The sequence below is a fragment of the Pseudomonas jessenii genome (assembly GCF_002236115.1).
Taxonomy (GTDB): domain Bacteria; phylum Pseudomonadota; class Gammaproteobacteria; order Pseudomonadales; family Pseudomonadaceae; genus Aquipseudomonas; species Aquipseudomonas jessenii.
This window is the reverse complement of the sequence record NZ_NIWT01000001.1, coordinates 252,493-268,036: the sequence shown is the minus strand read 5'-3', so window position 1 is coordinate 268,036 and position 15,544 is coordinate 252,493. Positions and strand designations below refer to the sequence as shown.

The 15,544-nt window shown below is 61.6% G+C and carries 12 protein-coding genes and 2 riboswitches; of the genes, 6 read left to right on the top strand and 6 right to left on the bottom strand.

Translation table 11 applies throughout. The annotated features are described in order from the left end of the window. Positions 1 to 72: 72 nt before the first annotated feature. Together PSJE_RS01175 and PSJE_RS01170 are read left to right on the top strand one after the other, a co-directional pair. A complete protein-coding gene (locus PSJE_RS01175; RefSeq protein ID WP_090455638.1) occupies positions 73 to 801 on the top strand; it encodes a hypothetical protein in 729 nt (242 codons plus the stop codon). 193 nt (positions 802 to 994) lie between these two features. Further along, positions 995 to 2,218, top strand: coding sequence for an NADH:flavin oxidoreductase/NADH oxidase family protein (locus PSJE_RS01170; protein WP_090455640.1), 1,224 nt, complete (start codon positions 995 to 997; stop codon positions 2,216 to 2,218). Between the two features lie 146 nt (positions 2,219 to 2,364). On the opposite strand, the gene PSJE_RS01165 is transcribed toward PSJE_RS01170, so the two are convergent. From PSJE_RS01165 to cobW, 4 genes are all read right to left on the bottom strand, one after another. Next, entirely contained in the window at positions 2,365 to 2,910 is a 546-nt protein-coding gene (locus PSJE_RS01165; RefSeq protein ID WP_167362867.1) for a vWA domain-containing protein, read from the bottom strand. A 119-nt stretch (positions 2,911 to 3,029) separates the two neighbouring features. After that, a complete protein-coding gene (locus tag PSJE_RS01160) occupies positions 3,030 to 4,037 on the bottom strand; it encodes a magnesium chelatase ATPase subunit I (protein WP_090455644.1) in 1,008 nt (335 codons plus the stop codon). A 149-nt stretch (positions 4,038 to 4,186) separates the two neighbouring features. Then, positions 4,187 to 8,029 carry a cobaltochelatase subunit CobN gene (gene cobN / locus PSJE_RS01155; RefSeq protein WP_090455646.1) on the bottom strand — a complete coding sequence of 1,281 codons (3,843 nt, stop codon included), beginning with the start codon at positions 8,027 to 8,029 and terminating at the stop codon, positions 4,187 to 4,189. 3 nt (positions 8,030 to 8,032) lie between these two features. Then, positions 8,033 to 9,103, bottom strand: coding sequence for a cobalamin biosynthesis protein CobW (gene cobW, locus PSJE_RS01150; protein ID WP_090455648.1), 1,071 nt, complete (start codon positions 9,101 to 9,103; stop codon positions 8,033 to 8,035). Between the two features lie 103 nt (positions 9,104 to 9,206). Continuing rightward, positions 9,207 to 9,419: riboswitch (cobalamin riboswitch) on the bottom strand. A gap of 205 nt (positions 9,420 to 9,624) precedes the next feature. Continuing rightward, a riboswitch (cobalamin riboswitch) is annotated at positions 9,625 to 9,850 on the top strand. A gap of 121 nt (positions 9,851 to 9,971) precedes the next feature. Here cobW and PSJE_RS01145 point away from each other — a divergent pair. The 4 genes from PSJE_RS01145 to cobM all read left to right on the top strand — a co-directional run bounded on the left by PSJE_RS01145 (position 9,972) and on the right by cobM (position 12,120). After that, positions 9,972 to 10,163, top strand: a complete 192-nt coding sequence (locus tag PSJE_RS01145) for a CbtB domain-containing protein (protein ID WP_057714565.1) — start codon at positions 9,972 to 9,974, stop codon at positions 10,161 to 10,163. An 11-nt stretch (positions 10,164 to 10,174) separates the two neighbouring features. Continuing rightward, a complete protein-coding gene (locus PSJE_RS01140) occupies positions 10,175 to 10,882 on the top strand; it encodes a CbtA family protein (RefSeq protein WP_090455650.1) in 708 nt (235 codons plus the stop codon). Continuing rightward, entirely contained in the window at positions 10,879 to 11,292 is a 414-nt protein-coding gene (locus tag PSJE_RS01135; protein ID WP_057714561.1) for a cobalamin biosynthesis protein, read from the top strand. The genes PSJE_RS01140 and PSJE_RS01135 overlap by 4 nt, the downstream gene beginning before the upstream one ends. An 81-nt stretch (positions 11,293 to 11,373) precedes the next feature. Beyond that, the gene (gene cobM / locus PSJE_RS01130) at positions 11,374 to 12,120 is read left to right on the top strand and encodes a precorrin-4 C(11)-methyltransferase (RefSeq protein WP_057714560.1); all 747 of its coding nucleotides are present in this window, start codon (positions 11,374 to 11,376) and stop codon (positions 12,118 to 12,120) included. Positions 12,121 to 12,313: 193 nt separating this feature from the next. On the opposite strand, the gene nfuA is transcribed toward cobM, so the two are convergent. Next, positions 12,314 to 12,898 (bottom strand): Fe-S biogenesis protein NfuA, encoded by a 585-nt coding sequence (nfuA, locus tag PSJE_RS01125; protein ID WP_008059275.1) that lies wholly within the window; start codon positions 12,896 to 12,898, stop codon positions 12,314 to 12,316. Positions 12,899 to 13,093: 195 nt separating this feature from the next. After that, a complete protein-coding gene (locus PSJE_RS01120) occupies positions 13,094 to 15,403 on the bottom strand; it encodes a fatty acid cis/trans isomerase (RefSeq protein WP_090455651.1) in 2,310 nt (769 codons plus the stop codon). Positions 15,404 to 15,544: the final 141 nt, after the last annotated feature.

The following is a 15,544-nucleotide window of genomic DNA, read 5'->3' as shown; positions in this document are numbered from 1 at the left end:
CAGTAGACGCTTCTGAGCAGGCAAGGAAATACTGGCGCCGCATCTGACTATCGAAACCAAAGGGGATCGAACATGAATACGGCGAGAACTTTATTTGTTTGCGCGACGCTGGGGATGGGTTTAACGGGTTGCAATATTGATCCGGACGCGACTGTTTCCACGGTCAGCGAAGAGTGCAGCAGCTTGGTCAATGGAAAGTACATCGGCCAGAATGGCCCTGAAGTTTGCATTACGACACCGCTTTCAAAAAGTGCCACATCCATCTCGGGCACGATCGTTGGGACCACGGCTACAGGCCCGTTCATGGTAACGGCGAAAACCAGCGATGACGTCATTTTGAAGCAGGTATCCACGCTGTCTAACGGTAACTTCACGATGTCACAATTGAATCTGCAAAACCTGCCAGGCAAGGGCATTTCATTTTCGGTTGTGGTAACGGGTGTAAGTTCACCGCCCACCAAACTGGTAGTCGGCCAGGAGCCACCGTCAAAATGTTCACAAGGAGCTCCGGGCTATCCGTTATGTGGCACTTATCCCGGCGCGATCTTTTTTCCAATCAAAACCTCCGTTACCACCATTTTCTCTGTTTTACCTGGGGAATTTTATACTGGGGCTACCTTGCTCCCGTCTTTCATGGGTTTAAGTACAACCCGCTGGAGGCCAGACCGATACATCAGCTTCTTACGAAACGTTTCTGCTCCCATAAAGCCGGGAGAGGAGCAAACCGTTTTTGCGACTATCGATAACACTGAGTCTTTTGCCTACCCTGTCACTCAAACTGTTTTGCCCGCTCAACAGTAAAAATCCCCCTTCGGGCCGGGCCTGGAGGGTGTCGATCCAACCCGGCAACTGCGCCTTGCCATGGGTCATCCGCGATGCGGTCAACCCGCTCAACTGCGCCAATTCACCGATCTTCATTGCGGGCCCATTTATCTGCTTGACATTAAAGTTAACTTTAAGGTTAGCCTCTGCTCATCACTACGAGGAGCCAAGCATGTCGCCCTTTCAAGCGTTGAATTTGCCCAACGGCCAGACCATCGGCAATCGCATTGCCAAAGCCGCGATGGAAGAGAACCTCGCCAATACCGATCAAGTACCCGACAAGGCCCTGCTTCGTCTGTATCAGGCCTGGGCCGAGGGCGGGGCCGGCTTGTTGCTGACCGGCAATGTAATGATCGACCGTCGCGCCATGACCGGTCCCGGCGGAGTAGCGCTGGAAGACGAGCGCCACCTGGAGCGCTTCCGCCAGTGGGCCAGCGCTGGTCGGGCCGGCGGTGCGCATTTCTGGGTGCAGCTCAACCATCCTGGCCGCCAGACCATGGCCAACCTTGGCCAGCAAGCTCTGGCGCCGTCGGCGGTTGCGCTGGATCTGGGCCCGTTCTCGAGGATGTTCGCCGAACCCAAACCCATGAACGCGGACGACATCCAGGAGGTGATCCGACGTTTCGCCACCAGCGCCGCACTGGCCGAGAAAGCCGGTTTTACCGGCGTGCAGATCCACGCCGCCCACGGCTACCTGATCAGCCAGTTCCTTTCGCCGCTGACCAATCGGCGCACCGATCAATGGGGCGGATCCCTGGAAAATCGTGCGCGACTGCTGTTGTCCGTCGTCGAGGCGGTTCGCCAAGCGGTGTCGCCGCAATTTTGTGTGTCGGTAAAACTCAACTCAGCAGATTTCCAGCGCGGTGGTTTCGATGCCGATGATGCGCGGCAAGTGATCCAGTGGCTCAACGAACAACCGATCGACCTGCTGGAACTCTCCGGTGGCAGTTACGAAGCACCTGCCATGCAAGGCGAGGCGCGCGACGGCCAAACCCTGGCGCGGGAGGCGTACTTTCTGGAAATGGCCGGCGAACTGGCCAGCGTGGCGCGGATGCCGGTGATGGTGACCGGCGGGATCCGTCGTCTGGCAATCGTCGAACAGGTCCTCGACAGCGGCCTTGCCATGGCCGGCATCGGCACCGCGCTCGCTGTGGAACCACACCTGGTCAAGCACTGGCGCGAAGGCCAGGACAGACATCCGCAACTGCCGCCGATCCGCTGGAAACGCAAGCCCTTGGCGGCGCTGGCGAGCATGGCGGTGGTCAAATTCCAGCTGCATCGCTTGAGCCGTGGACGCAAAACCCGGCCTGAAGTCTCGGCGTTGTGGGCGTTGATTCTCGACCGGTTATACATTGGCAAGCGCACCCGGCAGTATCGGCAGGCGATGGGCAAGTAATCCGAAATTGATGTTGACTGACCCTCCGCTTTCGCGAGCAAGCTCGCTCCCACAGGGATCATTCGGTGTTCACAGACTTTGTGTTCACCCGGACCAATGTGGGAGCGAGCTTGCTCGCGATGAGGCCCGTGCAGACAAAGTAAACTTCAGCCAGGAAGCAGCTCGTCAATGTGCCGATACTCGGCCTGCAACTGCGTCGCCAACACCCTGCTGCGCCCGAGTCGGATCGGCCCGCGCTCGATGTCGATCAGCACCCCCGGGCACTCCAGCACGGGCAACAACGGCCAGTCCTTCAGCCGTCCATCGGTCACCAGCAACAACCGCTGCTGCTCTGCCGGAAAACGTTTTTGCCGTGCACCAAGCCATCGCCCCGCTTCGCCCAACGCGGCCAGTAACGGCGTGCCGCCCCCGGCGCCAAGGCCATCGAGCCAATGGCGCAACCCGGTCGAGGCCTTCAATCCCTGCACCTGCCACTTCGGTGTAGCACCGCTGGCTGTGAGCAGCGCCAGACGCGCACGCTGGCGATAGGCATCGTCGAACAACTGCGCCAGCAAGCCCTTGGCATCGCTCAATGCCTGATGACGGCGGGTCGATGCGGAGGCATCAACGATCACCAGCCACAGTTCGTGGGGCGAGCGAGTTCGCAGCTGAAACAACAGGTCGTCGCGCTGACGCGGTCGGCCATTGAGCAATGTGCCAGGCCAGTTGACCGAGCCGCTACGGGCCGTATGACGCTTACCCTGTTTGCCGTGGTCCAGCCGCCCGGCTCGGGGTCTGGCATTCGCCCCCGCATCGGAGCGTGGGCGAATGCCTAGGGCTTTTTTGGCCAGCTCGGCACTTCACGTCGAGCACCGACCGCCAGCGCCTGGGCAGGCAACTCGCCCCACTGGCCCTGCCCTTCGCCCGGGTTGGCGTGCTGCGGCACCGATTGTTGCGTCGCCTGGGATGACTGAGGCGTCGGTGCGCAATGTTCGCGACGGCGATGGCGCAAGGCGAACTCGGCGACTGCGTCGATATCTTCCTCGGCGATGGCGTTCGCCCCGCGCCAGGCAGCGTGAGCGCGGGCAGCGCGCAGCCAGACCAGATCGGCGCGCAAACCATCGACGCCAGCGGCGAAGCAACGTTCAGTGATGTGTGCCAGCGCCTGGTCGTCGAGGGGAATGCTTGCCAGTGCATTGCGTGCGTTCTGGCAACGGTCACGCAGAGTCGCCTGTGCGGATTCCCATTCGGCGCAGAAACCTTGCGGGTCGGCGTCGAAATCCAGGCGACGACGGATGATCTGACCGCGCTCGACCGGCGCGGTGTGACCAACGAGGGCGACGTTCAAACCGAAACGGTCAAGCAATTGCGGACGCAGTTCTCCCTCTTCCGGGTTCATGGTGCCAATCAGCACGAATTTTGCCGAATGCCTATGGGAAATGCCGTCACGCTCCACCAGATTGGTGCCGCTGGCGGCTACATCGAGCAGCAGGTCAACGAGGTGATCGGGCAACAGATTGACCTCGTCGACGTAGAGCACGCCGCCGTCAGCCCTGGCCAGTACGCCGGGGGAAAACTGTGCGCGACCTTCGCCCAGTGCCGCATCGAGATCGAGGGTGCCGACCAGCCGCTCCTCAGTGGCGCCCAGCGGCAAGGTGACGAACTGACCGCTGGCCAGCAGATCCGCCAGACCGCGGGCCAGCGTCGACTTGGCCATGCCCCGCGGGCCTTCGATCAGGACGCCGCCGATTTTCGGGTCGATGGCGGTCAGGCACAGGGCCAGCTTCAAATCGTCGGCGCCGACCACGGCGCAGAGCGGGAAATGCGGGGTGTCGGTCATTGTTCTATCTCGGTCATGGTCGGTGATCTTACAGGCGCCCCAATCCCTGTGGGAGCGAGCTTGCTCGCGATGGCGGAATGTCAGGCAACATTTTTGTCGATTGAACGCATGTCATCGCGAGCAAGCTCGCTCCCACAGGTTTAAGTGCGTCAGCCATCTTCTTCTATATCCAGCAACAGATTCTCCAGCGCCTCGCGGTACTCGCCGGGCTCCTTCCACATTCCCCGTTGTTGCGCCTCGAGCATGCGCTCGGTCATGTCGCGCAAGGCATGGGGATTGTGTTCGCGGACAAAATCCCGGGTGCCCGGATCGAGCAAATAGGCATCGGCCAGCAACGCGTACTGGTGATCGTCGATCAATTGCGTGGTGGCGTCGAAGGCGAAAAGGTTGTCGACCGTCGCAGCCATTTCGAACGCCCCTTTGTAGCCGTGACGTTTAACGCCTTCGAGCCACTTCGGGTTGGCCGCCCGGGAGCGGATCACCCGGTTCAGCTCTTCCTTCAAGGTGCGAATCCTCGGCAGGTCCGGTTGGCTGTGGTCGCCATGATAGCTGGCCGCCGCCTCGCCTTTCAGGCTCTCCACCGCCGCGAGCATGCCGCCCTGGAACTGGTAGTAATCGTTGGAGTCGAGCAGATCGTGCTCGCGGTTATCCTGGTTTTGCAGCACCGCCTGTACCTGGCTCAGGCGCTGGCTGAACTGTTCGCGGGCGGCGGTGCCTTCGTCGGAACCGCCGTAAGCGTAGCCACCCCAGTTGAGGTAGACCTCGGCCAGGTCCTCGCGGCTCTGCCACAGGCGACCGTCGATGGCGCCTTGCACACCCGCGCCGTAGGCACCGGGTTTGGCCCCGAATATCCGCCAGCCGGCCTGACGTCGCGCTGCGTCTTCATCGAGCCCCGCCTGCAGCAAGGCTGCACGCTCGGCGCGTACCTTGGCCGCCAACGGGTTCAGGTCGTCCGGCTCATCGAGATCGGCCACCGCTTGCACCGCCGCGTCGAACAAACGAATCAGATTGGCAAAGGCATCACGGAAGAAACCGGACACACGCAAGGTCACGTCCACCCGCGGGCGGTCGAGCAAACTCAACGGCAGAATCTCGAAATCATCGACCCGCTGGCTGCCGGTGGCCCAGACCGGACGCACGCCCATCAACGCCATCGCCTGGGCGATGTCATCGCCACCGGTGCGCATGGTTGCGGTGCCCCACACCGACAAGCCGAGCTGGCGCAAATGATCGCCGTGGTCTTGCAGGTGCCGTTCGAGAATAAGGTTGGCCGACTGGAACCCGATGCGCCACGCCGTGGTGGTCGGCAGGTTGCGTACATCCACCGAATAGAAGTTGCGCCCGGTGGGCAGCACGTCAAGACGACCACGACTGGGCGCGCCGCTGGGACCGGCCGGGACGAAGCGACCGCCAAGCGCGTCGAGCAATCCGCGCATTTCCGCCGGGCCGCAGGCGTCCAGCCTTGGCGCGACCACTTCGCGCAGGCTGTCGAGGATGGCTTGCACCTCAGACCAACCCGCCTCCTGTAGGAGCGAGCTTGCTCGCGATGGTGTGTCAGCCACATTGGTGTCGACTGACACACCATCGCGAGCAAGCTCGCTCCCACAGGGGTCAGCTAATGCCTGCGAAATCAGTTGTGTGGCGAACAGTTCGAGGCGTTCGCGGGTATCGCCGGTGGTGCGCCACAGTTCAGTGCTGATCAACGACAAGGCATTCGGTCGTGGTCCAATCCACGGCTCGGCCAAGGCGCAATCAAGCGGATCGAATCCTAGTCCGAAGGCCTTGGCCAGCGCCCGCAGCAGACTCGACTGCGCACCCCGGCCATCGCCCCGTGGAATGCGCAACAGCGCCAGCAAGGTATCGATGCGCAATCGCCCGGTGGGCGATTCGCCGAACACATGCAGGCCGTCGCGGATCTGCGACTCCTTCAAGTCGCACAGGTAAGTGTCGAGTCGCGGCAACCAGATCGCCGCATCGGCATCGCTGTCGAGTTGTTCGTCCAGTTGCAGTTCACGGTCGATGTGGGTGTCACGCACCAGTTGCAGGATGTCGCGCTGCAACTCTAGGGCGCGGCGCGGATCGAGCAGCTGCGCTTCGTAATATTCGTCGGCCAACAGTTCGAGGTTGCGCAACGGGCCGTAGGTTTCGGCGCGGGTCAGCGGTGGCATCAGGTGATCGATGATCACCGCCTGGGTCCGCCGCTTGGCCTGGGCGCCCTCACCCGGGTCGTTGACGATGAACGGATAGATGTTCGGCAGCGGCCCGAGCAAAGCGTCTGGCCAGCAATGTTCCGACAGCCCCACGCCCTTGCCCGGCAGCCATTCGAGGTTGCCGTGTTTGCCGACGTGGATCACGCCGTGGGCGCCATAGGTGTTGCGCAGCCAGAAGTAGAAAGCCAGGTAGCCGTGGGGCGGCACCAGGTCCGGATCGTGATACACCGCGCTCGGGTCGACTTGATAACCCCGGGCCGGCTGAATGCCGACGAAGGTCAGGCCAAAACGCAGGCCGGCGATCATCATCCGCCCGCTGCGCCACATCGGGTCGTTTTCCGGCGCCCCCCAACGTTCGAGCACCGCCGCGCGATTGGCTTCAGGCAGGGCGTTGAACATCACGAGATAATCATCCATGCCCAGGCTTTGCTGGCACGGACGCAGGTCGAGGGTATCGAGGTCGTTGCTGACGCCGCCCAGTAACTGCTGGATCAGCGCGGTGCCGCTGTCTGGTAACTCAGCCGGTAATGGATAACCGTCGGCATGCAACGCCCGCAGGATATTCAACGCCGCTGCCGGGGTATCGAGGCCGACGCCATTGCCGATGCGACCGTCGCGGGTCGGGTAGTTGGCGAGAATCAAGGCAATGCGTTTTTCTGCATTGGGCACCCGCGCCAGATCGACCCAGCGCCGCGCCAGTTCGGCAACGAAGTCCATGCGCTCCGGTTGTGGCCGGTAGCAGACTACATCCGACTGACTACGCTCACTCCGCCACGCTAGGTCCTTGAAGCTGATCGGACGGCTGATGATGCGCCCGTCCAGCTCAGGCAACGCGATATGCATCGCCAGGTCTCGGGGGCCAAGCCCCTGTTCGCTGGCGCGCCAGCCCGGTTCGTTGTCTTGGGCGCAAATCGCCTGGATCACCGGAATATTGCGGCGGAATGGCCGCAGATGCGGTGCTTCCGGGCTGGACTGGGCAAAGCCGGTGGTGTTCAGAATTACCGAGACGCAGGCCTCGTCGAGCCAGTCCTCGACCACGCAAAGGCAGCCGGGTTCTTTCAGGCTCGCCAGCGCAATCGGCAACGGATTCAACCCCGCTGCCTGCAACCGTTGGCAAAAAACATCAATGAAAGCGGTGTTCGCCGCCTGCAAATGCGAGCGGTAAAACAGCACCGCCGCCACGGGTTGATCGGCGTGCCAGTCGGCCTGCCAGTCGCTCAGTGCGGCAGAATGTTTGTGCGGATGGTAAATCGCCGTGCGTGGCAGGGTTTGCGGTTCGCCCCAGGTGTAATCACGCGCCAGCCAGCGGTTGGCCAGGCAGCGGAAGAAGTCGAGGGCGTTGCCCATGCCGCCCTGGCGCAGAAACTGCCAGAGCCGGTCGCGATCCTCGGCACCGACGGTGCTCAAGTCGCTGAGCTCCGGGTCCGGGCGATCATCACCCGGCACCAGAATCAGTTGCACGCCGCGCTGCGACAGCTCGACCAGACGCTCGATGCCGTAACGCCAATAGGCGATGCCGCCGTGCAGCGAGATCAGAATGACCTTGGCGTGGCGCAAGACTTCATCGACGTACAGGTCAACCGAGGCATGGTTCTGCACCTGCATCGGGTTGGCCAGGCGCACGCTCGGGTAATCGTCGGGCAACTGCTGCGCCGCTTCGGCGAGCAGCGCCAGGCTGGAATCGCCGCTGCACAGGACCACTAGCTCGGCAGGGGTTTGTCCAAGGTCGGCAATGTTGTCATCCGACACGAAACCGCCGGGCTGGGTCCTGAGCAGGTGCATGGCTTACACGCTGAGCGCGGCGCGCAATTGCGCTTCGAGAACAGTGGCGTCCAGTTCCTGGCCGATCAGCACCAGACGGGTGACTCGCGTTTCTTCGACGCCCCACTGGCGGTCGAAATGCTTGTCAAAACGCGTACCCACGCCCTGGATCAGCAGGCGCATCGGCTTGTTCGGAATCGCCGCAAAGCCCTTGACGCGCAGGATGCCGTGCTGGACCACCAACTGGGTCAGCGCGTCCAGCAGCAGGCTTTCGTCGGCTTGCGGCAGTTCGATGGAGATCGAATCGAAGGCGTCGTGATCGTGGTCATCATGTTCGTCGTCGCCATCGTGATGATGGTCGTGGTGGCTGTGGCGGCTGTCGATGTGTTCTTCGGAGCCGACACCGAGGCCGATCAGCACGTCCAGCGGCAGGCGACCACTGCTGGCTTCGATGATTTTCACCGCTGGCGGCAATTCCTCGGCGACTTCCAGGCGCACGCGGGCCAGGTCCGTCGGGTTGATCAGGTCGGTTTTGTTGAGGATCACCAGGTCAGCGCTGGCCAATTGGTCGGCGAACAGTTCGTGCAGCGGCGATTCGTGGTCCAGGTTCGGGTCGAGTTTGCGCTGGGCGTCGACCTGATCCGGGAACGCGGCGAAGGTGCCGGCGGCCACGGCCGGGCTGTCGACCACGGTGATTACCGCATCCACCGTGCAGGCACTGCGGATTTCCGGCCACTGGAAGGCCTGCACCAGCGGCTTGGGCAACGCCAGGCCGGACGTTTCGATGAGAATGTGGTCCAGATCGCCGCGACGGGCCACCAGTTCGCGCATCACCGGGAAGAATTCTTCCTGGACGGTGCAGCACAGGCAGCCGTTGGCCAGTTCATAGACACGGCCGTTGGCTTCTTCTTCGGTGCAACCGATGGAGCATTGCTTGAGGATTTCGCCGTCGATGCCCAACTCGCCAAATTCGTTGACGATCACCGCGATGCGGCGACCCTGGGCGTTGTCGAGCATGTGGCGCAGCAGCGTGGTTTTACCCGAGCCGAGAAAGCCGGTGACGATGGTGACGGGGAGTTTGGCCAGTGTTTTCATCGGATGCCCTATGGCTAAGCTGGCGGGCATACGGGACGACGACCGGCAACGCGCACGCGCGTGCCTGAAGAGTTCGCCACCGGATCACCCCGCCCGGTTGAAAGTGAGAATCTGTGACGAGGCAGGTCTCCTGGCTGACGGTGTGCCGGGCTTGAGCCTGGCATTCGCTGCGCCTTCCCGCCGGCCTCATGAATTGAGTCAGCAGTGGCGTGGCAACGAACATCACCGTTCACAGTTGCGGGGGCAGCCGCGGCATTGACCGCGTTCCCTTCTTAGCTTCGACAAACGCCGAAGAACCTCGAAAGCGCAAGGCTACGCATGGTCTTGGGGCGGGTCAATGTTCATGCTGAGTTCTGTAGCGCCTGTAACGACGCCATCGCGAGCAAGCTCGCTCCCACAGGGGATGGGGTTCTTTGAGAAAAATGCGGTCAAATGTAGGAGCGAGCTCGCTCGCGATCGGGTCGACCCGGTTCCGAATTGAGAACCCCTGCCAATTGACGCCCAACCCCCGCCCATGCTCTCCTACACACCTTGTTACGGGTGCCCTTCACAGGGTGAAACGGGAAACCGGTGAATCATGTGCTTTACTCTTAAGCCATGTCAGTCCGGTGCTGCCCCCGCAACGGTAAGCGAGCGAAGCGTCAGATCCACTGTGCCACTGCGGCATGGGAAGGTGATGCTTTCAGGTCCAGGCGCAAGCCTTTGCCCCTCGTGAGCCCGGAGACCGGCCCGCAACACAAAGTGACCAGTACGATCACTGAACCAACAAACCCGCGGTGGGCGGGCGCTGTTTGAAACCTTGCGCGCCTGGTCGTGCGGGGTTTTGCATGCGCTCTTATTCCCCGCTGACAGACCAGAGGGAAACGCCATGTCGATCATCAGCAGCGCCGAACACACAGCCGCAAGCACCACCTCAACCCTGACCCAACGTTTGGCCGCTGCCGTCTGCGCGTCGATCCTGGGCGCGTGCCTTGTGTATTTCGCCGGCTTCTCGCACATCGAAGCGGTGCACAACGCCGCCCACGATACCCGCCACAGCTCCGCGTTCCCGTGCCATTGAGAGCTGTCGACATGATCAAGCGTATTGCGCAAACCGCAGGTTTCACCGGGCTGCTGGCCGCCCTGTTGCTGACCCTGCTGCAAAGTTTCTGGGTCGCCCCGCTGATTTTGCAGGCCGAGACCTACGAAAAAGCCGAACCGGCCGCTGTTGAAATGCATGAACACGCCGACGGTGCGATGGCTGCTCACACTCATGATGCACAAGCCTGGGAGCCGCAAGACGGCTGGCAGCGCGTGCTGTCGACCACCGGTGGCAACCTGGTGGTGGCGGTCGGTTTCGCCCTGATGCTGGCCGGCCTGTACACCTTGCGTGCGCCGACCAAAACCTCTCAAGGCCTGCTCTGGGGCCTGGCCGGTTACGCAACCTTCGTGCTCGCGCCGACCCTCGGCCTGCCACCTGAATTGCCAGGCACTGCCGCCGCCGACCTGGCACAACGGCAACTGTGGTGGGTCGGGACCGCCGCCTCCACCGCCGTCGGTATTGCGCTGATCGTGTTCAGCCGTCACTGGCTGATGAAAGTCCTCGGCGCGGCGATCCTCGCCGTCCCCCATGTGATTGGCGCGCCGCAACCGGAGGTGCATTCGATGCTTGCTCCAGAGGCACTGGAAACCCGGTTCAAAATCGCTTCGCAACTGACCAACGTGGCATTCTGGCTGGCCCTGGGCCTGATCAGCGCCTGGTTGTTCCGTCGCAAAAGCGATGGTCAATACAACGCATGACTGACGTCAGCACAGCGCCGACCCTGGTGGTCGGTCTGGGCTGCCAACGGGGCTGCCCCGTCAGCACGTTGCTGGCGCTGCTCGATCAGGCGCTGGAGGCGCACCAGATAGCTCGTCATGAAATCAAGGCGCTGGCCAGCATCGATTCGAAGCGCGACGAACCTGCACTGATCGAACTGGCTCAGCAACTCGGCCTGGAACTGACGTATTTCAGCAGTGAGCAACTGGCCGCTTATGAACCGCAACTCAGCCATCAATCGCAAATCGCGTTTGAGCGCACCGGTTGCTACGGCGTTGCGGAAAGCGCCGCACTGGCCCTGGCCGAACAACTGGCCCAGGCCCCGGCAAAACTGCTGATTCCACGACAAAAATATGCCCAGGCAACCCTGGCATTGGCTGGTGCTGCGTAAAAACCGATAATCCCCGCCTTTGATCATGAACATTCTTCATCTGAAGGCCTGTTCAGCCCCTTTTTCCCACAGGAACCGACGATGACCGTCTACTTCATTGGCGCAGGTCCCGGCGACCCCGAACTGATCACCGTCAAGGGCCAGCGGCTGATTCGCAGTTGCCCGGTGATCATATATGCCGGCTCACTGGTGCCGGCCGCCGTACTGGAAGGTCACTGTGCCGAACAGGTGGTCAACAGCGCCGAACTGCACCTGGAACAGATCATCGACCTGATCAAGACCGCCCACGCCAAAGGCCAGGATGTGGCCCGGGTGCACTCTGGCGATCCAAGCCTGTATGGCGCCATTGGCGAGCAGATTCGCTATCTGCGTGAACTGGGCATTGCGTTCGAAATCGTACCCGGCGTGACTGCCGCAGCCGCTTGCGCAGCGCTCTTGGGCGCGGAACTGACCCTGCCGGACATTTCGCAGAGCGTGATCCTGACGCGCTACGCCGACAAAACCGCCATGCCACCCGGAGAGGAATTCTCCAGCCTGGCGCAGCACGGCGCGACCATGGCGATTCATTTGGGGGTCAGTCACCTGGCGAAGATCGTCGAGGAACTGCTGCCCCATTACGGCGCCGATTGTCCGATTGCGGTGGTGCATCGAGCGAGCTGGCCGGATCAGGATTGGGTGGTGGGCACGCTGGCAGATATTGCCGGGAAGGTTGAATCGAAGGGATTTCGTCGTACGGCGTTGATTCTGGTGGGTCGGGTGCTGGGCAGTGACCACTTCAGCGAGTCATCGCTGTATCGCGCAGGGCATGCGCATCTTTACAGGCCCTGATTCACCACCAACCCTGTGGCGAGGGGGCTTGCCCCCGTTCGGCGGCGTAGCCGTCGCAAATCCTGTTTACCCGTAAAAAAACCAGGGCCGCTTCGCAGCCCAACGGGGGCAAGCCCCCTCGCCACAGGTTTCCAATCACCCATAAAAAAACGGCGCTCACGGGGCGCCGTTTTTTCAATTCGCAGCGAACACCTTAGTAGTAGGCGTTTTCTTTCTGCGTGTGGTCGGTCACGTCGCGAACACCTTTGAGCTCCGGGATGCGCTCGAGCAAGGTGCGCTCGATGCCTTCCTTCAGCGTCACGTCGGCCTGGCCGCAGCCCTGGCAACCACCACCGAACTGCAGGACGGCGATGCCGTCTTCGACCACGTCGATCAGGCTGACCTGACCGCCGTGGCTGGCCAGCCCCGGGTTGATCTCGGTTTGCAGGTAGTAGTTGATGCGCTCGTTGATCGGGCTGTCGGCGTTGACCATCGGTACCTTGGCGTTTGGCGCCTTGATAGTCAGCTGGCCGCCCATGCGGTCGGTGGCGTAGTCGACAACGGCATCGTCCAGGAAAGCTTCGCTGAAGTGGTCGATGTACGCAGTGAAGCTTTTCAACCCCAGAGCGGTGTCTTCGGGTTTTTCTTCGCCCGGCTTGCAGTAGGCAATGCAGGTTTCGGCGTACTGGGTGCCAGGCTGGGTGATGAAGACGCGGATGCCGATGCCCGGGGTGTTCTGCTTGGAGAGCAGATCAGCCAGATAATCGTGGGCGGCGTCAGTGATGGTAATAGCGGTCATGGAAACTCCTCGCAGGCTTGGGCGCAGTTTACGCCAATCAACGCGCCGGACAAAGTCCTAGTATTTTTGTCGGGAAAGATTGTCCACAAACCCCCTGTAGGAGCGAGCTTGCTCGCGATGGTGTGTCAGTCGACATCAATGCAACTGATCCATCATCGCGAGCAAGCTCGCTCCTACAGGGGGGGCGGTAATTGTTCAGAGGTTCTCGTAGCGATTCATGTCCAGCACGCCCTCTTCCACCGGATCGGTTTCGTGGATGTAGCGGCTCAGGTCATGGAAATAAGCCCAGAATTGCGGATGACTGCGGCGTATTCCCCAGCGTTCGACGATTTTCTCGAAGCTGTCGGTGTCCTTGGCGCTCTCCATCGCATCCACAAACGCCGGCACTTGCCCGGCCGGGATGTTGAACATGAAGTTCGGGTAGCTGCTGAGCACACCCGGGAAAATCGTCAAAGTGTCGAGCCCCGGTTGATAGCGCAGTGATTCACCGAGCAAAAACGCCACGTTGCTGTGGGCACGGTTACGCAACAGGCTGTAGACCTCACGCTTGCCGCTGCCGGTTTCAATACGCAGCAGCGTGGCCTCCGGCAACTGATCGATGACCTTCAGTCCGGCGGCCGGACGCGAAGTCAGGCGGCTCAATGCCTGCTCGGCACTTTGCAGGTCCGGATCGATGTTTGGCCGCGAACAGTAAGCGCCTTCGCAGCGATTGATCGGGTCGGGCCTTGCATTGAGATCGCCATAACGGGCCAGCAACTGCATGGCAAAGTCGCGCTTGGGGTCCAGCGCGTCAAGCTTCAGCGCGGTCGGCTTGTCGTCGTCGATGGTCTCGTAGTCGAGCCACATCTTGAATTTGCCACTATTCTGATACCAGTCATCAAGGTAGTCATCCCGGGAGTCGGCGGGCATCAGGCGCAGGAAATTCTGTTCGGCACCGTTGCGGATCAAGTCGAAATACAAGCGCGTCTGAGCCTGATGGGACAGGTTCCCGAACACATCGAAGTTCACTGCCAGTTGATAGTAGGTGCGCTCCAGCAGCGGATAGTCGAACAGCCATATCGTTTGCGGCACCTCGCCGATCAGGCCTTTGGTCACCGAAGCACTGTCGAAATGGCGGAAGATACTCAGCAACGCATTGTCGTTGCCGGCCCACAGGGTCGACCAGCTCGGTGCTGGTTCATCGGCGTAGCTGTCCCGGCGCAAGGCTTCATATTCGTTACGCTTGTCGCGGTAGTCGTGCCACAGGCTGAGGACGCTGCCGACATCATCGTTCTGCCCCGGCATCGCCAACAACGGCGTGGCCTGCCCGCGATAGTTCGGATCCGTGACATACAGGTCGTGCTCGGGCGCCTGGAACAGCGCCCAGAAATTATCGCGGATCACGTCCGTGGCGATCTGGCCGCGACACACTGGCCCACGAATGAACGTGCGCACAAAGTATTCGGCGTTATCGAGCATGAACTGATAGCGCGCCTGGGCCGGAATCGCTTCGAAAGTGGCAAACGGGTTGGCCCGGCTCTGCGGTCCATAGCCCGGCAATGCGTCGACCTGCCAGTTGCCGCTGTAGAACAGGCTCTTGACCCGCGCCAGCTTCGTCGGACCCAGCGGATAGGTGATGTGGGTCTTGTGCACGATCACGCCCTGTACCGGCCACAGGCGATAGTAAAACTGCGTGCCCGGATCATCGTTCGGGCGACGGGTGTTGATCAGGTCGATCGGCTGGCCGGTCGGGGTGCGCGAACGCACCCACTGGAAGAAATGCCCAGGCTCACCGTCCTTGAAGTAGAGATGGGCCAGGAACCAGTGCTCGTACAGCCAGCGCCCCACCAGGCTTTCCCGGGCTCCCGGCGAATTGAGCAGGTTTTCCCATTGCACCACCTGCAAGGCTTCCCTGGCGCTGGGCGCCAGCGCCTGCTGATCGATCGGCGCGCCTGCCGCCAGCCAGCGTTGCAGCGTCTGGTACTGCTGGTCGGTCAGGCCGGTCACTGCCAGCGGCATGCCCTCCTTCGGATGCTTGGCGGCATAGCCGTCGAACTCCGCGGGCATGGCACACATGTTTTCCCGGTTCAGGCCCAGGACGATGTCTTCCGGCAGCTTCGCGTTGGGTTGCAACGGAGTCTTGTGGCCAAGCTCCAGCATCCGCGCCATCAGTGCGGCCTGGTTGCCCTGGGCATCAAGCACCGAATAGAAGCCCTTTTGTTGCCAGGCCTGTTTGCCTGAGGCGTCATAGAACAGTCGGGTCGGTGCAACCGCCTGGCGGCGATCACCGTCGTAGACCGGGACTTTGGTTGCGCCACGTGCCGCGCCCTCACCGCTGCCCAGGTTGAGCTGACAGGCGGCGTCATTGCAGGCGTGGCAGGCCACGCACTTTTCAGTGAAGATCGGTTGAATGTCGCGGCTGTAGGAGATAACAGGTGACATGGCAGAGGAAATCGCCGGGCCTTGCGCCACGGCGCCCCAGCTTAAAAACAGCAGCAATGTGCCGATGACGAAGCGATACGACATGTCCCTGGTCCCGAATCCTGAAAAAACGCCGCGATTCTACCGGTCTGTCACCCTTACCAACATGAACGATATTCATGCAAATTCGAGTCACGCTCCAAAAGCGCACAGGTTTGCTATCATCCCGGCCCTTCGTCATGGCCT